At 71.0% G+C, this 21,801-nt stretch carries 16 protein-coding genes; 8 read left to right on the top strand and 8 right to left on the bottom strand.

Translation table 11 applies throughout. From position 1 onward, the window contains the following. Positions 1 to 13: 13 nt before the first annotated feature. The 3 genes from ACIQU6_RS17785 to ACIQU6_RS17775 form a co-directional block, all read right to left on the bottom strand. Positions 14 to 601 (bottom strand): hypothetical protein, encoded by a 588-nt coding sequence (locus tag ACIQU6_RS17785; protein WP_403482551.1) that lies wholly within the window; start codon positions 599 to 601, stop codon positions 14 to 16. 214 nt (positions 602 to 815) lie between these two features. Next, complete coding sequence (locus ACIQU6_RS17780) at positions 816 to 1,835, bottom strand: tRNA (adenine-N1)-methyltransferase (RefSeq protein WP_403482550.1); 1,020 nt, start codon at positions 1,833 to 1,835, stop codon at positions 816 to 818. A 114-nt stretch (positions 1,836 to 1,949) separates the two neighbouring features. Further along, positions 1,950 to 3,251, bottom strand: coding sequence for a site-2 protease family protein (locus ACIQU6_RS17775; RefSeq protein ID WP_403482549.1), 1,302 nt, complete (start codon positions 3,249 to 3,251; stop codon positions 1,950 to 1,952). Positions 3,252 to 3,460: 209 nt separating this feature from the next. On the opposite strand from ACIQU6_RS17775, the gene ACIQU6_RS17770 reads away from it, so the two are divergent. Further along, positions 3,461 to 4,501 (top strand): RecB family exonuclease, encoded by a 1,041-nt coding sequence (locus tag ACIQU6_RS17770; protein ID WP_403482548.1) that lies wholly within the window; start codon positions 3,461 to 3,463, stop codon positions 4,499 to 4,501. A gap of 35 nt (positions 4,502 to 4,536) precedes the next feature. After that, complete coding sequence (locus ACIQU6_RS17765) at positions 4,537 to 5,208, top strand: response regulator transcription factor (RefSeq protein WP_274916703.1); 672 nt, start codon at positions 4,537 to 4,539, stop codon at positions 5,206 to 5,208. Between the two features lie 277 nt (positions 5,209 to 5,485). Here ACIQU6_RS17765 and ACIQU6_RS17760 read toward each other — a convergent pair whose 3' ends face one another. The 4 genes from ACIQU6_RS17760 to metH form a co-directional block, all read right to left on the bottom strand. Then, positions 5,486 to 7,081 carry an ABC transporter substrate-binding protein gene (locus ACIQU6_RS17760; protein WP_403482547.1) on the bottom strand — a complete coding sequence of 532 codons (1,596 nt, stop codon included), beginning with the start codon at positions 7,079 to 7,081 and terminating at the stop codon, positions 5,486 to 5,488. Between the two features lie 79 nt (positions 7,082 to 7,160). Further along, positions 7,161 to 8,768 carry an ABC transporter substrate-binding protein gene (locus ACIQU6_RS17755; protein WP_403482546.1) on the bottom strand — a complete coding sequence of 536 codons (1,608 nt, stop codon included), beginning with the start codon at positions 8,766 to 8,768 and terminating at the stop codon, positions 7,161 to 7,163. 359 nt (positions 8,769 to 9,127) lie between these two features. Further along, positions 9,128 to 9,841, bottom strand: a complete 714-nt coding sequence (locus ACIQU6_RS17750) for an HAD family hydrolase (protein ID WP_403482545.1) — start codon at positions 9,839 to 9,841, stop codon at positions 9,128 to 9,130. 166 nt (positions 9,842 to 10,007) lie between these two features. Next, positions 10,008 to 13,517 carry a methionine synthase gene (metH, locus tag ACIQU6_RS17745; protein ID WP_403482544.1) on the bottom strand — a complete coding sequence of 1,170 codons (3,510 nt, stop codon included), beginning with the start codon at positions 13,515 to 13,517 and terminating at the stop codon, positions 10,008 to 10,010. 237 nt (positions 13,518 to 13,754) lie between these two features. Between metH and ACIQU6_RS17740 the strand changes: the two genes are divergently transcribed. The 6 genes from ACIQU6_RS17740 (at position 13,755) to ACIQU6_RS17715 (ending at position 20,889) form a co-directional block, all read left to right on the top strand. Next, positions 13,755 to 14,519: an IclR family transcriptional regulator gene (locus ACIQU6_RS17740; RefSeq protein WP_274916698.1), complete on the top strand. Its 765-nt coding sequence runs from the start codon at positions 13,755 to 13,757 to the stop codon at positions 14,517 to 14,519. Positions 14,520 to 14,746: 227 nt separating this feature from the next. Then, the gene (locus ACIQU6_RS17735; RefSeq protein WP_403482543.1) at positions 14,747 to 15,535 is read left to right on the top strand and encodes an MIP/aquaporin family protein; all 789 of its coding nucleotides are present in this window, start codon (positions 14,747 to 14,749) and stop codon (positions 15,533 to 15,535) included. 46 nt (positions 15,536 to 15,581) lie between these two features. Then, the gene (glpK, locus tag ACIQU6_RS17730) at positions 15,582 to 17,138 is read left to right on the top strand and encodes a glycerol kinase GlpK (protein WP_403482542.1); all 1,557 of its coding nucleotides are present in this window, start codon (positions 15,582 to 15,584) and stop codon (positions 17,136 to 17,138) included. A gap of 14 nt (positions 17,139 to 17,152) precedes the next feature. Next, the gene (locus ACIQU6_RS17725) at positions 17,153 to 18,757 is read left to right on the top strand and encodes an FAD-dependent oxidoreductase (protein ID WP_403482541.1); all 1,605 of its coding nucleotides are present in this window, start codon (positions 17,153 to 17,155) and stop codon (positions 18,755 to 18,757) included. 270 nt (positions 18,758 to 19,027) lie between these two features. Beyond that, on the top strand, positions 19,028 to 20,110 hold the full coding sequence (locus ACIQU6_RS17720) for an LLM class flavin-dependent oxidoreductase (protein WP_403482540.1): 1,083 nt from the start codon (positions 19,028 to 19,030) through the stop codon (positions 20,108 to 20,110). 107 nt (positions 20,111 to 20,217) lie between these two features. Continuing rightward, a complete protein-coding gene (locus tag ACIQU6_RS17715; protein WP_403482539.1) occupies positions 20,218 to 20,889 on the top strand; it encodes a FadR/GntR family transcriptional regulator in 672 nt (223 codons plus the stop codon). Positions 20,890 to 20,916: 27 nt separating this feature from the next. Here the strand turns inward: ACIQU6_RS17715 and ACIQU6_RS17710 are convergent, their stop codons facing one another. Then, positions 20,917 to 21,774 (bottom strand): amidohydrolase family protein, encoded by an 858-nt coding sequence (locus tag ACIQU6_RS17710; RefSeq protein ID WP_403482538.1) that lies wholly within the window; start codon positions 21,772 to 21,774, stop codon positions 20,917 to 20,919. Positions 21,775 to 21,801 lie beyond the last annotated feature (27 nt).

The raw sequence follows: 21,801 nt of genomic DNA, 5'->3' as shown, positions 1-21,801 counted from the left end.
GTCGCGCGACGGATCAGGCACCCTCGGTCGCCGTAGTGGCGGGGAGTTCGCGCTGGACGAACTTCCCGCCCTGCCATTGCCACTTGAGGGTCCTGTGCACGTCCGGCAGGTAGCGCGGGACGTCGGGCGAGGAGTAGCCCTGGACGGTCGCGGAGACCACCCGGCCCTGGAGGTCGAGGCCCTGGACGGAGAGGCGTTGGGCGGGCGCCAGGAGCGTCGCCACGATGCGGGGCGCGGCCTTGGAACCGGAGGGCTGCGCAAGGACGTAGACGCCGCTGGGCGGGGTGCCGGCCTCGCTGTGACAGCGGACCACGACGACGGTCTCGGTGCTGCCGGCGCCGTCGAGGTCACCGGACACCTTCTCCACCACGTCCACGCGGTTGGGGCCGCAGTTGACCGGGAACGCCACCCGGCTCGGGTCGGGTGCCGCGGTCACCGGGGCGGACTTGGCGGGGGAGTTGCCGGCGGCGGTGGCGGTCGCGCCGACGGGCTGGAACAGGGACGAGACCGCGATCACCGCCGAGACGGCGGTGGCGGTGGCGAGCCAGTGCATGGGGTGGGGCTGGGTGTGCAACAGGTCCTGGCCTGCCAAGGGCTGCACGTGCGGTAACTCCTGTGAGGTGCTGTGGCGGTGGGAGTGCCCAGCATCGTTCCACAGGCGGGGGCGGCAAGGAACCGGCGGGGCGGAGTTCACGCACTTTCCGCACGCGTCCTTTGCACCGGTCTCTGAGGAGAACGAAACGGCGCCGCCGACGGTTCCCGCGCGGGGGAACTCGTCGGCGGCGCCGGTCGGTTCGGGTGGTCGGGCCCTGGCGTCAGTCGCGCTCGGGCGAACCGTCGGTGAGGTCGGTGGCGACGTCCGCGGTGGCGGTGCCGTCGGGCTTGCCGGTGGCGGTCTTCTCCCGCCCGCCCGGCGCAGCAGTCTCCCGCCCGCCCGGCGCAGCTTTCTCCCGCCCGCCCGGCCCGGTGTAGTCCTCCCCATAAGCGCCCTTGGCCGGTCGGCGGCGGCGCAGCGGGGGCTCCACGCCGTCGGCGAGCCGACGGGCGGTGAGCAGGAAGCCGGTGTGGCCGATCATGCGGTGGTCGGGGCGGACGGCGAGGCCCTCCACGTGCCAGGTGCGGACCATGGTCTCCCAGGCCGACGGCTCGTTGAAGGTGCCGTGTTCGCGGATCGCCTCGACGGTGCGGGCCAACTGCGTGGTGGTGGCCACGTAGGCGCACAGGATGCCGCCGGGCACCAGGGCCTTGGAGACGGCCTCCAGGCACTCCCAGGGGGCGAGCATGTCCAGGATGACGCGGTCGACGTCGGTGTCGGACAGGTTGTCCTGGAGGTCGCCGACGGTCAGCGTCCAGGCGGGGTGCGGTTCGCCGAAGTACCGCTCGACGTTCTGGGTGGCGATCTCCGCGAAGTCGGCGCGGCGCTCGTAGGAGTGCAGCATGCCGTGGTCGCCGATGGCGCGCAGCAGGAAGCTGCTCAGCGAGCCGGACCCCACCCCCGCCTCCACGACGCGGGCCCCGGGGAAGATGTCGGCCATCGCCAGGATCTGCCCCGCGTCCTTGGGGTAGACCACGGCGGCACCGCGGGGCATGGACAGGACGTAGTCGGGGAGCAGGGGACGCAGCGCGAGGTAGGCGACGTTTCCGGTGGTACGGACAACACTGCCCTCGGGCGCGCCGATCAGCTCGTCGTGGGGGAAGGCTCCCTTGTGGGTGTGGAAGCTCTTGCCCTCTTCGAGCGTGAACGTGTAGTGGCGTCCCTTGGGGTCGGTGAGCTGGACCTGGTCCCCGACCTTGAAGGGCCCGCGACGGCGGGCGGCACCGGTCGGTTCGGACATGTGACCAGCCTACCGGCCGTTGGCCGTCCTCCGTACCAGGGACGGTTGGCGGGGCGCCTGCCACGGGGGCCGGGGGCCTTCGCCAACCAGCCCCGGCCCCGGCCGCGGCGGCTCTCAGGAAGGCCGCGCCATGGCGGCCACGAAGGCGCGTTCCACGTCGGCGGCGGAGAGGACGCCGTAGATCGCGCCGGTCCGCTCGATGACGAGGTACTCGGTGGCGGGGGTGGCGCGGAGGTGGTCCAGGAGGTCCTCGCCGGCGAGTTCGGCACCGACCCGCATGCCGTCCTTGAGGTCCTGGGCCAGGCTGCCGACGGCTACCCAGGGGCGACGGTGCTCGGGGACACCGACGATGGCGGCCTCGCGGACCAGGGCGGTGGGGAAGCCCTGGCGGTCGACGACGACCAGGGCGCGGGCGCCGGCGTCGTTGGCGCGGCGCAGCGCCTCGGAGAGCGGGGTGTCGGTCTCGATCGGGATGGCGCGCCGGGTGAGCGTACGGGCGGTGAGGTCGGGGAGGCGTTCGCGCAGCCGGGCCATGCGGAGGCTGTTGCCGGCACCGGTCCAGATGATGGCGGCCAGGATGGCGGCGAGCAGCGCGTCGGTGAGCGAGTCGGCGCCGCCGATCTCCTCGGGGGCCCGGCCGAGGGCGCCGGTGTGGGTGAGCAGCGGCAGCCCGATGAGGACGGTGACGGCGAGCGCCCGGCCGACCCAGGCGGCGGCGACGGTGCCGCTCATCGGCCTGCCGGTGATCTTCCAGACGACGGCGCGCAGCATCCGGCCGCCGTCCAGGGGCAGGCCGGGCAGCAGGTTGAAGACCGCGACGATGAGGTTGGAGATCATCAGGCCGGCGAGCAGCACGCCCGGGACGGTGTCCGGTGCGACCAGGCGCATGCCCACGTAGAAGACGCCGGCGAGGACGAGGGAGAGGAGCGGGCCGACGAAGGCCAGCACGAACTCCCGGCCGGGGGTCTCGGATTCCTTCTCTATCTCGGAGACGCCGCCGAAGAACTGGAGCTGGATCCGGCGGACGGGCAGCTTGAAGCGGAGTGCCGCGACGGTGTGGGCGAGTTCGTGGACGAGCACGGAGGCGTAGAAGGCGACCGCGAAGAAGAGCGAGACCAGGTAGCGGGCGGCGCCCAACTCCGGCAGGACCCGCTCCAACTGGCCGCCGAACACCCAGGTGATGAGGGCGGCGACCAGGAACCAGCTGGGCGCCACGTAGACCGGCACGCCGAAGGGCCGGCCCATGAGGATGCCGCCGCCCGGGGCCTTGGGACCGGCGCTCTCCCGGTCGGCGCCCCGCGGGGCGCCCGTTGGGCGCGACGGCGCCCGGGGCCCCTCGGGTGCGCTCTCAGGCGGCTGGGGCGGCCGGTCCTGCCCGGACTCCTGGGGGTCCTGCGGCTTCCCGCTCTCGTCCACGGCGTCCCCTCGTCGAATACGGCTTCCACACCTGCACTGCCCTGCCTGACAACTCGATCATGCAGGGCAAAGGTGCTCGACGTCGATGGTATGCGGAGCTTCCGGCCGTGATCCGTTGCGGGGCGTGAGCGGCCCCGCGCGGGGCGGCGGTGACCTCACCGTTCGTGATCCGACGGCGATTGTCAGTGGTGGGCCGTAGGGTTCTGGGCATGGGATGGAGCACGGAGAAGACCGAGGCGGACGCGCCGGCCGACGGGCCGGGGGCGGCCGCGGTGCCGGCGCAGGGTGCGGCGCCGGCGGGGGCCGCGGTGCCGGTGCGGGGCGGGGCGCGGCCGCCGGAGGCGCTGTCGCCGTCGCGGGCGAGCGACTTCATGCAGTGCCCGCTGCTCTACCGCTTCCGCGTGATCGACAAGCTGCCGGAGAAGCCGAGCCCGGCGGCCACCCGCGGCACGGTCGTGCACGCGGTGCTGGAGCGGCTCTTCGACGCCCCCGCGGCGGAGCGCACCGCGGACGGCGCCCGCGCGCTGGTGCCGGTCGAGTGGGAGAAGCTGCTGGCCAAGCGCCCGGAGCTGGCCGAGCTGTTCGACGAGGACGCGGACGGCGCGCAGTTGGGGCAGTGGTTGACCCAGGCCGCCGAGCTGGTGGAGCGCTGGTTCACGCTGGAGGACCCGACGCGGCTGGAGCCGGCCGACCGCGAGCTGTTCGTGGAGACGGTGCTGGACTCCGGGCTGCGGCTGCGGGGGTTCATCGACCGGGTCGACGTGGCGCCGACGGGCGAGGTCCGCCTGGTCGACTACAAGACCGGGAAGGCGCCCCGGCCGCAGTACGCCGAGGGCGCGCTGTTCCAGATGAAGTTCTACGCGCTGGTGGTCTGGCGGCTGCGGGGCGTGGTGCCGCGCCGGCTCCAACTGGTCTATCTGGGCAGCGGCGACGTGCTCACGTACGACCCGGACGAGCGCGATCTGCGGGGCGTGGAGCGGAAGTTGCTGGCGCTGTGGGAGGCGATCCGACAGGCGACGGAGTCCGGCGACTGGCGGCCGCGGCCGACGAAGCTGTGCGGCTGGTGCGATCACCAGGCGCACTGCCCGGAGTTCGGCGGCACTCCCCCGGTGTACCCGTTGCCGGTGTGGGTGGCGACGGCCGGCCCGGACGGCGGCCCGGGAGCCGCTCCCCGGGAGACGCCCTCGTCGCCGGTGCGCCCGGCGGACGGCGCGGGCGACCCGCAAGGCAGAATGGAGCGGGTCGAATAGGTATCGCATGATCCCGCCCCGTCGAAGGAGAGCTTGTGGCCATCCGCGTCCTGCTGGTCGACGACCAGCCCCTGCTGCGTACGGGTTTCCGGATGATCCTGGAGGCCGAGCAGGATCTGGCGGTCGTCGGTGAGGCGGGCGACGGGCTCCAGGCACTGGAGCAAGTGCGGGCGCTGCAGCCCGATGTGGTGCTGATGGACATCCGGATGCCGCGGATGGACGGCGTCGAGGCGACCCGGCAGATCACCGGCCCGGAGAAGGACGGCCCGGCGAAGGTGCTGGTGCTGACCACCTTCGACCTCGACGAGTACGTCGTCGAGGCGCTGCGCGCCGGGGCCAGCGGCTTCCTGCTCAAGGACGCCCCGGCGGGCGAACTGGTGCAGGCGATCCGGGTGGTGGCGGCGGGCGAGGCGATGCTCGCGCCGAGCATCACCCGCCGGCTGCTGGACAAGTACGCCGGGCATCTGCCGTCCGGCGAGGAGCCGGTGCCGGACACCCTCCACACGCTCACCGAGCGGGAGGTGGAGGTGCTGAAGCTGGTGGCCCGCGGGCTGTCCAACGCCGAGATCGCCGCGGACCTGTTCGTCAGCGAGACGACGGTCAAGACGCACGTCGGTCATGTGCTGACGAAGCTGGGGCTGCGGGATCGGGTGCAGGCGGCGGTCTATGCGTATGAGAGTGGGTTGGTGCGGCCGGGCGCGCAATAGCTGCGCTGGGCTTGCTGCCCACGTTGTCGGCTCTCCCGCCACGGGTCCGCGGCCGGCTGTTCGCCACGTTGTCGGCTCTCCCGCCGTGGCGCCTGCGGCGGGCCGGGCCGCTGCGCGGGCTTCCGGGGGCGGTGACGGGCCTTCGGGGGTGGCATACCCGACTGCTTCGCTGCACCTCCGGCATGCCACCCCCTCCGGCCCGCCCCCTCCCGTTTGTTGGGTGGGGACGGGCCGGAGGGGGTTGCCGTGCTCGGTCGTCGCGGGGCTGGTAACTGGCCTACGCGCCGGCGGACTTGCTGATTTCCCAGAAGCGGAAGACGGTCGAGGAGTCCAGCGTCCATTCCAGGCCGGAGACGCCCTGGCGGGCCACCGCGTACTGCTTGCCCTGCCAGATCGGGATGACCGGCAGGTCCTTGGCGACGATGTCCTGGAGCTCGCGGAAGGCGGGCTTGGTGGCGGCGCGGTTGGGCTGGTCGGCGGTCTGGGGCAGCAGGCGGCCGGTGATGGCCGGGGAGTTGTAGTGGTTGGCCAGCACGCTGTCCCTGCCGAAGAACGGCTGGGTGAAGTTGTCCGGGTCCGGGTAGTCGGGGATCCAGCCCTTGACGTAGACACCGAACCTGCCGGCGGTCACGCCCCGGTCGTACGCGTCGGTGGGCACGCTGCGCACCTGGGCGTCGAACAGGCCGCTGGCGTTGAGCTGTTGGGCGATCTCCCGGACGGCGGGGACGGTGCCGGGGCCGAACCGGTCGGGGGTGGCCCACAGGGTCAGCGGCACCTTGCCCTGGATGCCGGCGTCGCGCAGGGCGGCGGCGGCCTGGTCGGGCTGCGGGCGGTCGCCGTAGGTGTTGAAGAAGGCGGTGTTGTGGCCGGTGATGCCGGCCGGGACGACCGAATAGAGCGGTTCGGCGGTGCGTTGGTAGACGTCCCGGACGAGGGTGGAGCGGTCCAGCAGGTAGGCGATGGCCTTGCGGACGCCCAGCTTGCCGGCGGTGGGGTCGTCGAGGTTGAAGACCAGGTGCATGACCTCGGCGCTGCCGCCCTGGACGACCTGGGTGCCGTGCTGCTGGTGCAGTGAGGCGCGGTCGAGGGCGGCGATGTCCTTCATGGTCAGGCCGCGGTAGGCGACGTCGACGCCGCCGCTCTCGACGGCCTTCTTGAGCTGCGCGCCGCCGGCGAAGAACTTCAGGGTCATCCCGGAGTTCCTGGCGGTGGCGGGGCCCTTGTAGGCGGTGTTGACGGAGAACGTGGCCTGTTCGCGGCCGTAGGAGTCCAGGGCGTAGACGCCGGAGCCGACGGCCTTGCCGTCGGTGCGCAGCCGGTCGGCGGGATAGGCGGCGTGGTCGACGATGGAGCCGGCGCCCGAGGCGATCTTCATGGGGAAGGTGGCGTCGGGCGCCTTGAGGCGGAACACCACGGTCCGGGCGTCCGGGGTCTCCACGGAGTCCAGGGCCGCGAACATCACGGCGGGGCCGTTCTTGTCCTTGATGCGCTGGATGCGGTCGAAGGAGAACTTGACGTCCTTGGAGGTGAGCTTGTCACCGTTGCTGAAGGTCAGGCCGTCCTTGAGGGTGCAGCGGTAGACCTTACTGTCACCGCCGGTGAAGCCGCAGCGCTCGGCTGCCTCCGGTTCGGGGGTGGTGCTGCCCTTGGGAAAACTGAGCAGCGACTGGAAGACGTTGTTGAACAGCAGCCAGGAGCCGGGGTCGTACCCCGACGCCGGGTCGGTGGCGATGACCTTGTCAGTCATCCCCATGACGACGGGTTCGCCGTGCCCGGACGACTCCGAGGCGTCCGTACTGCACCCGGCGACCGTGAGCAGGACGGTCGTGAGCCCCGCTCCGATCGGGGCGGCGAGCCACTGGTCACGCTTCACTCGGTGGTTCCTCACGTTCTGGTGGTGCCGGTCGTGCCGCGGCGGGACTACCGCGGCGGTGAACGGAACGGGACGCGCGTCAGCTTGCGACGCCGCGGCCCAGCTCCCAGATCTGCAGCGCCGAGGAGGAGTTGACGGCCCATTCGGCACCGGTGATGTTGTCACGGGCGGCGACGTACTGCTTGCCCTGCCACAGCGGGAGGAACGGGACGTCGTCGGCGAGGATGTCCTGAACCTGCTTGAAGCCGGCCGCGGCGGCGTTGCGGTCGCTCTGCTGGCGGGTGCCGGGGATGAGCTGGTTCTCGATCTTCTCGTTGTGGTAGGGGGAGTTGAGGAAGTTCCCCTTGCCGACGAACGGTGCGAGGTAGTTGTCCGCGTCCGGGAGGTCCGCGAACCAACCCATGCCGAACACGGCGTACTTGTGGTCCGACTCATCGGTGCGGAACTGCTGCCAGCGGTCGATGCCCTTGATGGTGACGTCGAACAGCTTGGTGCTGTTGAGCTGCTGTTGGAGGGCGGCGAACTCCTTGGCGGTGCTGGACCCGTAGTGGTTCTTGGAGTAGGTCAGCGTGAACTTCACCGGGGTGTTGATGCCGGCCTGCTGGAGGGTCTGGCGGGCGGCGGCGACGTTGGGGTTGCCGTACTTGGTGAAGAAGGAGTTGATGTGCCCGGTGACGCCGGTGGGCACCAGGGAGTAGAGCGGGTCGGCGGTGTAGGAGTAGACGTCGCGCACCAGTTGGGAGCGGTTGACGACCTGGGCTATCGCCTGCCGAACGGCCTTGTTGGAGACGGCCGGGTCGTTGGTGTTGAAGGCGAGGTAGCGGATCTCCTGGCCGGGCATCTCCTGGAGCATCAGGTGCTTGTCCCCGGAGTTCTGGAGGCCCTTGACCTGCTGGGGCGTCAGGCCGCGGCTCAGCAGGTCGATCTCGCCCTTGCGGAGCGCCTGTTCCATGTCCGCGGAGTCGTCGAAGAACCGCATCTCGACCTTGTCGTTCTTCACCGTCAGCCCGCCCTTGTACTCGGGGTTCTTGGTGAAGTCGGCCTTGCTGAGGCGGTCGCCGCTGTGCTCGGTCTTCAGGGTGTACGGGCCCGAACCGGCCGTCTCCCAGCCCTTGTAGAGGGCGTTCTTGGGGTACACCTGGCTGTCGACGATGGCCGCGGCGGGGGTGGCCAGCTTCTGCGGGAAGGTGGCGTCCGGCTTGGTGAGGTGGAAGACCACCTCGCGGTCGCTGGGCGTCTCGACCCGGTCGACGTCGTTGAGCAGCGACACCGGACCGTTGGTGTAGTTGATGGTCCGCAGCCGGTCGATGGAGAACTTCACGTCCTGTGCCGTCAGGGCATGGCCGTTGGAGAACTTCAGGCCGCTGCGCAGGGTGCACCGGTACTGCTCGTTCTGGGTGTCCCGGAAGCCGCAGGACTCGGCGGCCTCGGGCACCGGGGCGGTGCCGGAACGGGGCACCCGCATCAGCGTCTGGAACGTGCTGCGCAACACGTTCCAGGCGTCGATGTCGTACGCCGCCGCGGGGTCGAGCGGCGCGGGGGCCGCCTTGGTGGCCTCGATCTGCGAGGCGACGCCGACGACGATCGGCGAGCCGCCCGAGCCCGAGCCGCCACTGCTGCCACAAGCAGCGAGGGCCGGGGCGAGGAGTCCGGCCAGCGCCGGCAGCACCAAGGTCTTGCGATTCATCGTCGGCAGGTTCCTTATCAGCGCAGAGGTGTTGCTCGCGTCGAGATTAGTAGGCGTCGCCAGTCGGTCATCGACGCAAGGAAGTTACGGCGATATGGCGGAGCGATAACGGGAACAGGGTGATCGATATCCGGACCGCGGAACGTTTCGCACGTTGCTCCACCAATCCGGACACTTACCCCCGTAGAAACCACCGATGGGACCCCCTGGAACACCGACCGGCGCCGCTGTCGACGGCAGCACGCGTGAGAAACGTCACGCATCCTAGCTGCCCGGTGGCCAGCGAATTCCACCGGGTATTCGTCACGGAAAATGAGCGTATCGCTGCCGTGAGTTCCGAAGCATTCACCGCTGTACGCTCAGTGCACGCTTCCCTGGCTTTCCGTGATGAGGGCCTGCAGAAAAGGGAGATCGACTTCTTCGAGGGTCCGCACCACGCGCCGTCCCGGAGCCGGCGGGACCGGCGTCACGGACGGCACCGCCACCACCAGGCAGCCGGCGGCCTCCCCCGCGCGCACCCCGGTCAGGGTGTCCTCGACGACGGCGCACCGGGCCGGGTCCACGCCCAGCCGCGCGGCCGCGGTCAGGTACGGGTCCGGGTGCGGCTTGGTGCGCGCCAGGTCGTCGCCGGCGACGGTGAGGGCGAAGTTCTCCGGGCCGAGGGAGTGCAGCATCTGCTCGATGACGCTGCGGTGCGAGGCGGAGACCAGCGCGGTGGGCACGCGGTGCGCGGCCAGTTCGGACAGCAGGCGGCGGGCGCCGGGCATCAGCGCGACCCCGCGGCTGATCCGGGCCACGAACGCCTCGTTGAGCAGGGTGCTCAGCTCCGCCAGGCCGATGTCGGCGCCGGTCGCCCGGAGCAGATAGCCGGCGCTGCGGGACATCGGTCCGCCGACGACGACCTCCCGATGGCTGTCGTCGAGGACGTGGCCGAGTCCGGCGAAGACCTCCGCCTCGGCCTCCCACCAGAAACCCTCGGTGTCGACGAGGGTGCCGTCCAGATCGAGGAAGACGGCCTGGAGGGTCGCGGCTTCGGCCGTACGCGCACCGACTGCGGGGATGCTGCTGGTCATCCATCCACCTCCGTTGGGACGTCCCCTTGAGGGGCGAAAGGGCCGGCCGCCTCCCCGGGCTGGGGAAACGACCGGCCGCTACCGGACCGACCAGTGTACGACTGTGGCGCCCGGAGCGCCTGGGGTGCGTGCGGGGCGCTCCCCAGGGTCCCGGTGCACCGCCGCGCTACCGCGCGTTGAAGTACTTGGCCTCCGGGTGGTGGAGGACGATGGCGTCGGTGGACTGCTCCGGGTGGAGCTGGAACTCCTCGGAGAGCTGGACCCCGATCCGCTCCGGCTGGAGCAGATCGGCGATCTTGGCCCGGTCTTCGAGGTTGGGGCACGCCCCGTAGCCGAGGGAGAACCGCGCCCCCCGGTACTTCAAGGCGAACATGTCCTCGACGTCGGCCGGGTCCTCGCCGCCGAAGCCGAGCTCACCGCGGACGCGGGCGTGCCAGTACTCGGCCAGGGCCTCGGCCAACTGCACGGACAGGCCGTGGAGTTCGAGGTAGTCGCGGTAGGAGTTGGCCGCGAACAGTTCGGCGGTGGCCTCGCCGATCTTCGAGCCGACGGTGACGACCTGGAGCCCGACGACGTCCGTCTCCCCGCTCTCCTCCGGGCGGAAGAAGTCCGCCAGGCACAGGCGCCGCCCGCGGCGCTGCCGGGGGAAGGTGAACCGGGTGCGCTCCGTTCCGTCCTCGCCGAGCAGGATCAGGTCATCGCCCTTGGCGTGGCAGGGGAAGTAGCCGTAGACCACGGCGGCTTCCAGGAGGTTCTCGGTCTGGAGCTTGTCCAGCCAGCCGCGCAGCCGCGGCCGGCCCTCGCTCTCCACCAGCTCCTCGTAGCTGGGCCCCTCGCCCGTGCGCGTCTGCTTCAGCCCCCACTGCCCCTTGAACAGCGCCCCTTCGTCCAACCAGGAGGCGTAGTCGGCCAGTTGGATGCCCTTGATGACGCGGGTGCCCCAGAACGGCGGGGTGGGCAGCGGGTTGTCGACGGCGACGTCCGAGCGGACGGTGCCCTCCTCCGGCTCGGGCTCGGTGACCTGCGCCTCCCGCTTGGGCACCCGCCGCTGCTTCAGCTCGGGGAGCGTCGCGCCGGGCACGCCGCGCTTGACGGCAATCAGCGCGTCCATCAGGCGCAGGCCCTCGAAGGCGTCGCGGGCGTAGCGGACCTCGCCCTCGTAGATCTCGTGCAGGTCCTGTTCGACATAGGCGCGGGTGAGGGCGGCGCCGCCGAGGATGACGGGGTAGTCCGCCGCCATCTTGCGCTGGTTGAGCTCCTCCAGGTTCTCCTTCATGATCACCGTCGACTTCACCAACAGCCCCGACATCCCGATCACGTCGGCGCGGTGTTCCTCGGCGGCCTCCAGAATGGCGGAGACGGGTTGTTTGATGCCGAGGTTGACGACGTTGTAGCCGTTGTTGGACAGGATGATGTCGACGAGGTTCTTGCCGATGTCGTGCACGTCGCCGCGGACGGTGGCGAGCACGATCGTGCCCTTGCCCTCGTCGTCGGACTTCTCCATGTGCGGCTCCAGATACGCCACCGCACTCTTCATCACCTCGGCCGACTGCAACACGAACGGCAGTTGCATCTGCCCGGAGCCGAACAGCTCGCCCACGACCTTCATGCCCTCCAACAACGTCTCGTTGACGATGTCCAAGGCCGGGCGCTCCCCCAACGCCGTCTCCAGGTCGGCTTCCAGACCGTTCTTCTCGCCGTCGATGATCCGTCGCTGCAACCGCTCGTCCAGCGGCAACGCGGCCAGTTCCGCGGCCTTGTCGGCCTTGAGGGACTTGGCGGTGGCGCCTTCGAAGAGCTCCATGAGCCGTTGCAGCGGGTCGTACCCCTCGCTGCGACGGTCGTAGATCAGGTCCAGCGCGACGGTGACCTGCTCCTCGTCGAACCTCGCGATGGGCAGGATCTTCGACGCGTGGACGATGGCCGAATCGAGGCCCGCCTTCACGCACTCGTCCAGGAACACGGAGTTGAGGACGATGCGCGCGGCCGGGTTCAGGCCGAAGGAGATGTTCGACAGGCCGAGCGTCGTCTGCACGTCGGGATGGCGGCGCTTGAGTTCCCGGATGGCGTCGATGGTGGCGATACCGTCCTTGCGGGACTCCTCCTGCCCCGTGCAGATCGTGAACGTCAGGCAGTCCACGAGGACGTCGGACTCGCGGATGCCGTAGTTCTCCGAGAGATCGGCGATCAGGCGCTCGGCGATCTCCACCTTCTTCTCCGCCGTCCGCGCCTGGCCCTCCTCGTCGATCGTCAACGCGATCAGCGCGGCACCGTGCTCCGCCGCCAACCGCGTGACCTTCACGAAGCGGGATTCGGGGCCGTCGCCGTCCTCGTAGTTGACGGAGTTGATGACCGCACGGCCACCCAGCTTCTCCAACCCGGCCTCAAGGACGTCGAGTTCAGTGGAGTCCAGGACGATGGGGAGGGTGGAGGCGGTGGCGAACCGACCGGCCAGCTCCCGCATGTCGGCGACCCCGTCGCGGCCGACGTAGTCGACGCACAGGTCGAGCATGTGGGCGCCCTCGCGGATCTGGTCGCGCGCCATTTCCACACAGTCGTCCCACCGCCCCTCCAGCATCGCCTCGCGGAACTTCTTCGACCCGTTGGCGTTGGTCCGCTCGCCGATCGCCAGGTACGAGGTGTCCTGGCGGAACGGCACGGTCTGGTACAGCGACGCGGCGCCGGGCTCCGGCCGCGCCTCGCGGACGGGCGGGGTGAGGTCGCGGACGCGCTCGACGACCTGCCGCAGGTGCTCGGGGGTGGTGCCGCAGCAGCCACCGACCAGCGACAGGCCGTACTCGGTGACGAACGTCTGCTGGGCGTCGGCCAGTTCGCCGGCGGTCAGGGGGTAGTGGGCGCCGTCCTTGCCCAACACCGGCAGACCCGCGTTGGGCATGCACGCCAGCGGAATCCGGGAGTGCCGGGCGAGGTAGCGCAGGTGCTCGCTCATCTCGGCCGGGCCCGTGGCGCAGTTCAGCCCGATCATGTCGATGCCCAGCGGCTCCAGCGCCGTCAGCGCCGCACCGATCTCCGACCCCAGCAGCATGGTGCCCGTCGTCTCGACGGTGACCGAGCAGATGACGGGCAGGGCGGTGCCGGTGGCGTCCAGGGCGCGGCGGGCGCCCAGGACGGCGGCCTTGGTCTGGAGCAGGTCCTGGGTGGTCTCCACCAGCAGGGCGTCCGCGCCGCCGGCGATCATGCCCTCGGCGTTCTGCTGGTAGGCGTCGCGCAGGGTCAGGTAGTCGACGTGACCGAGGGTGGGGAGCTTGGTGCCGGGGCCCATCGAGCCGAGCACGTAGCGCTGCTGGCCGGTGGAGGCGGTGAACTCGTCGGCGACCTCGCGGGCGATGGCGGCGCCGGCCTGGGAGAGGTCGAAGACCCGGTCGGGGATGTCGTACTCGGCCAGGGCCGCGTAGTTGGCTCCGAAGGTGTTGGTCTCCACGCAGTCCACGCCGACCGCGAAGTACTCCTCGTGCACCGACCGCACGATGTCGGGGCGGGTGACGTTGAGGATCTCGTTGCAGCCCTCCAGCTGCTGGAAGTCCTCCATGGACGGATCCTGCGCCTGCAGCATCGTGCCCATCGCCCCGTCGGCCACCACCACCCGCGAGGCGAGCGCCTCACGGAATGCGGTGACGCGGGACGGGCTGGTGGACGATGGCGTGTTCGAAGCCATGGAGCTGCTCCCGTGGTTGCGACGGCTGTCGGCTTTGCACCCTCCTGGAGAGGGCGCACCAGGCCAGCGTAGCTAACGGGCCCGGGACAGGGGCTGCCCATTCCACGCCGTGGACACCGGTGCACGGAGCGGCCGGGTCCGCTATCCATGATCCTCGATGGCCCGGCCCCCTCCCTCTGGTCGGCATGGGCCGATATCGTTCAGCATTGTCGAACCAGATACTTCGGAGGTCGCCCGATGGCACGCACCATCCAGTCGCTGGAGCGAGCAGCCGCAATGTTGCGGTTGCTTGCGGGGGGAGAACGGCGGCTGGGCCTCTCCGACATCTCCTCCTCCCTTGGGTTGGCCAAGGGCACCGCCCACGGCATCCTGCGCACGCTCCAGCAGGAGGGCTTCGTGGAGCAGGACCAGACCTCGGGCCGCTACCAGCTCGGCGCCGAGCTGCTGCGCCTGGGCAACAGCTACCTGGACGTCCACGAGCTGCGGGCCCGCGCCCTGGTGTGGACCGACGACCTGGCACGCTCCAGCGGGGAGAGCGTCTACCTCGGCGTGCTGCACCAGCAGGGCGTGCTGATCGTGCACCACGTCTTCCGCCCCGACGACAGCCGGCAGGTGCTGGAGGTCGGCGCGATGCAGCCGCTGCACAGCACCGCGCTGGGGAAGGTGCTGTCGGCGTACGACCCGGTGGCGCACAGCGAGGTCGTGGAGGGCGAGCGGACGGCGTTCACCCCGAAGACCACGACCGGGCTGCCCGACTTCGAGACCCTGCTGGATCTCACCCGGGCCCGCGGCTGGGCCGCGGACGTGGAGGAGACCTGGGAGGGCGTGGCCTCGATCGCGGCGCCGATCCATGACCGGCGGCGGATGCCGGTGGGTGCGGTGGGGGTCACGGGGGCCGTGGAACGGGTGTGCCGGGACGGTGAGCTGCGGCCGGAAATCGTCGCTGCTGTGAGGGATTGCGCACGAGCGGTCTCCCGAGACCTCGGAGCAGGGCGGTTCTGACCGCGTTTGCCCCAAATGTTCACCTAAGTTTTTCGCCATAGAACCCTTGACGAGGTCTGGGAGGTGAAGAAAACTGCCGTTCGTCGGTCGGCATTGTCGAACACCAAACGGCTATACGCGTTAGGGTGTGCAGAGCCGCGGGCCGACCAACGCCCTCTCGGAGGGTGCGGACCACCGGAGGGACCCGGGGTTCGCCTTCCCCTGGACGAAGGACAAAGGAGTCGCGGGTGTCCAGCTCCGAAATCTTCATCAGCGAGACCATCGGTACCGCTGTTCTGATCTTGATGGGCGGCGGGGTCTGCGCCGCCGTTACCTTCAAGCGCTCCAAGGCGTTCAACGCCGGGTGGGTCGCCATCGCCTTCGGGTGGGGCTTCGCCGTCCTCACGGGCGCCTACATCGCCGCCAAGTCCGGCGCGCACCTGAACCCCGCCGTCACCATCGGCATCGCCCTCAAGGGCGGCATCCCCTGGAGCGAGGTCCCGGTGTACTTCGCCGGTGAGTTCCTCGGAGCCATGATCGGCGCGGTGCTGATGTGGCTTGTTTACTACGGGCAGTTCCGGGCGCACCTGACCGACCCGGAGGTGTTGGCCGGCCACAACGGCGAGGAGGGCATGGTCGACCCGGCCGCCGCTCCCAAGGCCGGCCCCGTGCTGGGCATCTTCTCCACCGGTCCGGAGATCCGGCACGCGGTGCAGAACGTTGTGACCGAGATCATCGCCACCACCGTGCTCGTGCTGGCGATCCTCACTCTCGGGCTCAGCGACAACGGCAAGGGCGTCGGCGTCATCGGCACGCTGCTGGTCGCACTGGTGGTCACCGGAATCGGCCTCTCGTTGGGCGGTCCGACCGGGTACGCCATCAACCCCGTCCGCGACCTCGGTCCGCGCATCGTGCACGCGCTGCTGCCGCTGCCGAACAAGGGTGGTTCCGATTGGGGCTACGCCTGGATCCCGGTCGTCGGCCCGCTGATCGGCGGCGCCCTCGCCGGGGGCATCTATCAGATGGCGTTCGCCTGAGCCGCCGGACCACCCAGCCCCCCGCACCGAATTCTTGGAGCACACCATGAGCGACACCCCCAGCACTTCCTCGCACGGGCACGGCCCGTTCATCGCCGCCATCGACCAGGGCACCACGTCCAGCCGCTGCATCGTCTTCGACCGGGACGGCCGGATCGTCTCGGTCGACCAGAAGGAACACGAGCAGATCTTCCCCAAGCCGGGTTGGGTCGAACACGACGCGACCGAGATCTGGTCCAACGTCCAGCGCGTCGTCGCGGGCGCCGTCGACAAGGCCGCGCAGAGCAACCCCGGCTTCACCGCGACCGACGTCAAGGCGATCGGCATCACCAACCAGCGTGAGACCACGCTGCTTTGGGACAAGAACACCGGCGAGCCGGTCTACAACGCCATCGTCTGGCAGGACACCCGCACCGACGGGCTCTGCCGCGAGCTGGGCCGCAACGTCGGCCAGGACCGCTTCCGCAGAGAGACCGGCCTGCCGCTGGCCTCGTACTTCGCCGGCCCGAAGATCCGCTGGCTGCTGGACAACGTCGAGGGCCTGCGCGAGCGCGCCGAGCGCGGCGACATCCTCTTCGGCACCATGGACTCCTGGGTCATCTGGAACCTCACCGGCGGCGTCAACGGCGGCAAGCACGTCACCGACGTCACCAACGCCTCGCGCACCCTCCTGATGAACCTGCACACCCTCCAGTGGGACGAGCGGATCCTGGACTCGCTGGGCATCCCGGCGGCCCTGCTGCCGGAGATCCGGTCCTCCGCCGAGATCTACGGCACCACCACCGCCGGTGCGCTCGCGGGCGTCCCGGTCGCCTCCGCCCTCGGTGACCAGCAGGCCGCGCTCTTCGGCCAGACCTGCTTCGACGAGGGCGAGGCCAAGTCCACCTACGGCACCGGCACCTTCATGCTGATGAACACCGGCCACCAGCCGGTGAACTCCTACAACGGGCTGCTGACCACGGTCGGTTACCGGATCGGCGACGAGCAGCCGGTCTACGCCCTGGAAGGCTCCATCGCCGTCACCGGCTCGCTCGTCCAGTGGATGCGCGACCAGATGGGGCTGATCAACAGCGCGGCCGAGATCGAGACGCTGGCCAGCACCGTCGAGGACAACGGCGGCGCGTACTTCGTGCCGGCCTTCTCCGGTCTGTTCGCCCCGTACTGGCGCTCCGACGCGCGCGGTGTCATCGCGGGCCTGACCCGTTACGTCACCAAGGCGCACATCGCCCGCGCCGTTCTCGAGGCCACCGCCTGGCAGACCCGCGAGATCACCGACGCCATGACCAAGGACTCCGGCGTCGACCTGACCGCGCTCAAGGTCGACGGCGGCATGACCTCCAACAACCTGCTGATGCAGACGATCTCGGACTTCCTGGACGCACCCGTGGTGCGCCCGATGGTCGCCGAGACCACCTGCCTCGGCGCTGCCTACGCGGCCGGACTGGCCGTCGGCTTCTGGTCCAGCACCGACGAGCTGCGCGCCAACTGGCGCCGGGCCGCCGAATGGACCCCCCGCATGGACGCGGCCACCCGTGACCGCGAGTACAAGAACTGGCTCAAGGCCGTGGAGCGGACCATGGGCTGGCTCGACGACGAGAGCTGACTGAGGAGCACATCATGAGCACCCTGCAGAGCGTCCCGGCCCTCGGGACGCACCCGGCCGCCGGTTCCCTGCCGAGCCGCGCCGAAACCCGGGAGCAGCTGTCCAAGGCGACGTACGACCTCCTGGTGATCGGCGGCGGCATCCTGGGCATCTCCACCGCCTGGCATGCCGCGCAGGCCGGACTGCGGGTTGCCCTGGTGGACGCCGGCGACTTCGCCGGCGCCACCTCCTCCGCGTCCTCCAAGCTGCTGCACGGCGGTCTGCGCTACCTGCAGACCGGTGCGGTCAAGCTGGTCGCGGAGAACCACTTCGAGCGGCGCGCGGTCTCCCGTGAGGTGGCCCCGCACCTGGCCAACCCGCTCACCTTCTACCTGCCGGTCTACAAGGGCGGCCCGCACGGCGCGGCCAAGCTGGGCGCGGGCGTCTTCGCCTACTCGGCGCTCTCCGCGTTCGGCGACGGCGTCGGCCACGTCATAACCCCGGCCAAGGCCCAGCGCGACGTCCCGGAGTTGCGGACCGACAACCTCAAGGCCGTTGCCGTGTACGGCGACGACCAGATGAACGACTCCCGGATGGCGCTGATGACCGTCCGCGCCGCGGTCGACGCCGGCGCCACGGTCCTCAACCACTCCGAGGTCACCGGCCTGCGCTTCACCCAGGGTCGGGTCACCGGCGCCGAGCTCCGGGACCGCCTGGACGGCGCCGAGTTCGGCGTCAACGCCCGCCTGGTGCTCAACGCCACCGGCCCGTGGGTGGACCACCTGCGCAAGATGGAGGACCCCAACGCGGCCCCCTCCATCCGCCTGTCCAAGGGCGCGCACCTGGTCCTCAAGCGCACCTCCCCCTGGAAGGCCGCGCTGGCGACCCCGATCGACAAGTACCGCATCACCTTCGCCCTCCCCTGGGAGGACATGCTGCTGCTCGGTACCACCGACGAGGAGTACGAGGGCGACCCGGCGGACGTCTCGGTCAACGAGAAGGACACCGCCCAGATCCTGGACGAGGCCGCCTTCTCCGTCCGTGACCAGCAGCTCTCCCGCGACCTGATCACCTACTCGTTCGCCGGTCTGCGGGTGCTGCCCGGCGGCCCCGGCGACACCTCCAAGGCCAAGCGCGAGACGGTCGTCACCGAGGGCAGCGGCGGGATGCTGTCGGTCGCCGGCGGCAAGTGGACCACTTTCCGCCACATCGGCCGCACGGTGATGAACAAGCTGGCCGCGCTGCCCGGTCACCCGCTGGCCGAGGACATGGAGCCGATCGCGCGGCTGCCGAAGAAGCTCCCGCTGCCCGGCATCGCCAACCCCAACGCGGTCGCCCACCGACTGCTGGTGGACGGCGGCGCCTCCGGCCCGCAGATGTCCACCGACACCGCGCGCCACCTGGCCACCCACTACGGCTCGCTCTCCTTCGACATCGCCCGGCTGGCGAACGAGGACCCCGCACTGGCCGAGCGGATCCACCCGGACGCCCCGGAGATCTGGGCGCAGGTCGCCTACGCCCGGGACCACGAGTGGGCCGAGACCGCGGACGACGTGCTGCGCCGCCGCACCACGCTGACCATCCGCGGGCTGGCCACGGACGACGTGCGGGCCCGGGTCGAGAAGATGCTGGAAGGCTGAGGCCGAGGCTTCGGCGAGATGGCCGACATTTCGTCAGTCAGCTGACAGGGCCACGGTTTCCGGGGCGGTCGATGCGGCCGCCCCGGTGCCGTTGCCGGCGGGCTGCGGCGCGCGTTCCCGGGACGGGGCGCGCGCCGCGGTCGTTCCCGGCGCCGTGCCATGCGGCCGACACACGGCGGCAACGTCCGGCGCGCAGAGTGGGAGGGGCCCCCGCCCTCCGACGCGTCGGAGGGCGGGGGCCTGGGTGGAACCCCACGCCGGAAGGACACCATGAAATTCTCCGTGCTCTCCCTGATCGGCCATGCCCCACACCCGCTCACCGGCCAACTGCCCACCGCCGCCGACCGGTTCGCCGAGGTCGTCGAAACCGGGGCGGTCACCGAGCGGCTCGGGTTCGACGCGTACGCGGTCGGCGAGCGGCACGCCGGGCCGTTCCTCTCCTCCAGCCCCTCGGTGGTGCTGGGCGCGCTGGCCGCCCGGACGTCCCGGATCCGGCTGCTGACCGGGGTCACCGTGGTGGCGATCCTCGACCCGGTGCGGGTCGCCGAGGACTACGCGACCCTCACCCACCTCGCCCGCGGCCGGCTCGAACTGGTCGTCGGCAAGGGCGCGGAGGCCGGCCACTTCGACCTCTTCGGCCTCGACGAGGGGCGGCAGTGGGACCTCCAGGCCGAGAAGTACGCGCTGCTGCGCCGGCTGTGGAGCGAGGAGAACGTCGACTGGGAGGGCGAGTTCCGGCCGCCCCTGAAGAACGTGACGACGGTGCCGCGCCCGTACGACGGGCCGCCGCGGATCTGGCACGGCTCGGCCACCAGCCGCAACTCCCCCGAGCTGGCCGCCAGGTACGGCGACCCGCTGTTCACCGCCAACGCCATCCAACCGCGGTCCGCCTACGCCGAGTTGGTCGCGCACTACCGCGAGCGGTTCGCCGCCCACGGGCACGACCCGGCGCGGGCGCGGGTGGCCGCCGGCTCCGGCGGGCTGCTGATCGCCGACTCCGAACGGGCGGCGATCGCCCGCTACAAGGACCTCTACGAGGCGAAGGTCGCACAGACCTTCAAACCGCACCTGGCGGGCAGGGCCGGCTACAACACCCCGTTCCGCACCATCGAGGACGCCATCGCGGACGGCCCGCAACTGATCGGCTCGCCCCAGCAGATCATCGACAAGCTGCTGGGCTTCCACGCGGCGTACGGGCACGACCTGCAGTCGATCACCGTCGACGGGTTCGGTCTGGAACACGCCGAACAGGTGGAGACGCTCCAGCGGTTCGCGGAGGAGATCGCCCCGGTGGTGCGCCGCGAGGCGCCCAGCACGCTGTGGGAGAACGAGGGGGCGGGGACGGCGCGTTGAACCGGACCGGCGGGTGATAATGGCGCAGACATCGGATGTCTGGGCGGCGTCCGCGGTACGTCGCGGCGCCCGAGGCGTCCGGGCGGGTCCGGACCGGGAGGGCGGCCATGGCGGTCACCGACGAGGCCATCGAGAAGATCAAGGGGATGATCGTCTCCGGTGCGCTGCGGCCGGGCGACCGGCTGCCCAAGGAGAGCGAACTGGCCGCCGAGTTGGGGCTGTCGCGCAATTCCCTGCGGGAGGCGGTGCGGGCGCTGGCGCTGATCCGGATCCTGGACGTCCGCCAGGGCGACGGCACCTATGTGACCAGCCTGGACCCGCAACTGCTGCTGGAGGCGCTGAGCTTCGTGGTGGACTTCCACCGCGACGACACCGTGCTGGAGTTCCTCGCCGTCCGCCGCATCCTGGAGCCGGCCGCCACGGGGATGGCGGCCGGTCGGATCACCGCCGCCGAACTGGACGGGCTCCAGGCCCAGTTGGACGCGCTCGGGACCGACCCGTCGGTCGAGGAGCTGGTCGCCTGCGACCTGGAGTTCCACCGGCGGATCGTGGCCGCGGCCGGCAACTCGGTGCTGTGCTCGCTGCTGGACGGCCTGTCCGGGCCGACCACCCGCGCCCGGGTCTGGCGCGGGCTGACCCAGAAGGACGCGGTGGCCCGCACCCTCACCGAGCACCGGGCGATCCTCGGCGCGCTGCGCGACGCGGACGCGGAGGCGGCCCGCGCCTGGGCGACGGTGCACATCGCCAGCGTGGAGCAGTGGCTGCGGACGTCGCTGTGAGCCCCCGGGGTGGGCCCACGGTGAGCCTCACCTGGGCGGCCGCCCCGTGGTCGGTCGGCCGTCGAGCCCGTACACCCGGAGCGCGGTGCCGCCGAAGACCGCCGCCCGCTCGGGGCCGGTGAGGTGGTCGGTGGCGGTCTCGGCGAGCGCGACCACCTCCGCGTAGGAGGCGGCCAGGGTGCAGACCGGCCAGTCGGAGCCGAACATCACCCGGTCCGGGCCGAAGGCGGCGAGCACGTGCCGGGCGTAGGGCAGGAGTTGCGGCGACCGCCAGGCGGACCAGTCGGCCTCGGTGACCAGGCCGGAGAGCTTGCAGGTGACGTTGGGGAGCCGGGCCAGGTCGGTGAGCGCATCCGCCCAGGGCTGCCAACGCCCGCCGGCGATCGGGGGCTTGGCCGCGTGGTCCAGCACGAAGGAGAGGTCCGGCAGGGCCCGCGCCACGGCGTGCGCGGCGGGCAGTTCGCGCGGGGTGACCAGCAGGTCGTAGACGAGCCCGCGGGCGGCGAGGGTGCGCAGGCCGCGCCGGACGTCGGGGCGGCCGAGCCAGTCCGGGTCGGGCTCGTCCTGGACCTGGTGGCGGAGGCCGACGAGGCCGGCGGGCAGGGCCGCCAGCGCGTCCTCCAGGGCGGCGGCGGTGAGGTCGGCCCAGCCGACGACGCCGCGCACCGGGCCGTCCCCGGCGGCGACGGCGAGGAGTTCGGCGGTCTCCTCGGCGGACGAGGAGGACTGGACGAGGACGGTGCCGGCGATGTCGTGCGCGGCGAGGTGCGGCGCGAGGTCGGCCGGGGCGTAGTTGCGGCGGATCGGGGCGGCCCAGGGGCCGGCCATCCAGGGCTGGTCACGGCGGGTCAGGTCCCACAGGTGGTGGTGGGCGTCGAGGCGCATCGGGCGGCTCCCGGGTCGTAACGGCGG

It is taken from the genome of Streptomyces sp. NPDC090442, assembly GCF_044769405.1.
GTDB lineage: Bacteria > Actinomycetota > Actinomycetes > Streptomycetales > Streptomycetaceae > Streptomyces.
This window is presented reverse-complemented; position numbering and strand designations above follow the sequence as displayed.

Coding starts and splice junctions, on each gene's coding strand:
- ACIQU6_RS17780 (WP_403482550.1), bottom strand. CDS start 1,835: ATGTCCGAACCGACCGGTGCCGCCCGCCGTCGCGGGCCCTTCAAGGTC.
- ACIQU6_RS17770 (WP_403482548.1), top strand. CDS start 3,461: ATGGGATGGAGCACGGAGAAGACCGAGGCGGACGCGCCGGCCGACGGG.
- ACIQU6_RS17755 (WP_403482546.1), bottom strand. CDS start 8,768: ATGAATCGCAAGACCTTGGTGCTGCCGGCGCTGGCCGGACTCCTCGCC.
- ACIQU6_RS17750 (WP_403482545.1), bottom strand. CDS start 9,841: ATGACCAGCAGCATCCCCGCAGTCGGTGCGCGTACGGCCGAAGCCGCG.
- metH (WP_403482544.1), bottom strand. CDS start 13,517: ATGGCTTCGAACACGCCATCGTCCACCAGCCCGTCCCGCGTCACCGCA.
- ACIQU6_RS17740 (WP_274916698.1), top strand. CDS start 13,755: ATGGCACGCACCATCCAGTCGCTGGAGCGAGCAGCCGCAATGTTGCGG.
- glpK (WP_403482542.1), top strand. CDS start 15,582: ATGAGCGACACCCCCAGCACTTCCTCGCACGGGCACGGCCCGTTCATC.
- ACIQU6_RS17725 (WP_403482541.1), top strand. CDS start 17,153: ATGAGCACCCTGCAGAGCGTCCCGGCCCTCGGGACGCACCCGGCCGCC.
- ACIQU6_RS17720 (WP_403482540.1), top strand. CDS start 19,028: ATGAAATTCTCCGTGCTCTCCCTGATCGGCCATGCCCCACACCCGCTC.
- ACIQU6_RS17715 (WP_403482539.1), top strand. CDS start 20,218: ATGGCGGTCACCGACGAGGCCATCGAGAAGATCAAGGGGATGATCGTC.
- ACIQU6_RS17710 (WP_403482538.1), bottom strand. CDS start 21,774: ATGCGCCTCGACGCCCACCACCACCTGTGGGACCTGACCCGCCGTGAC.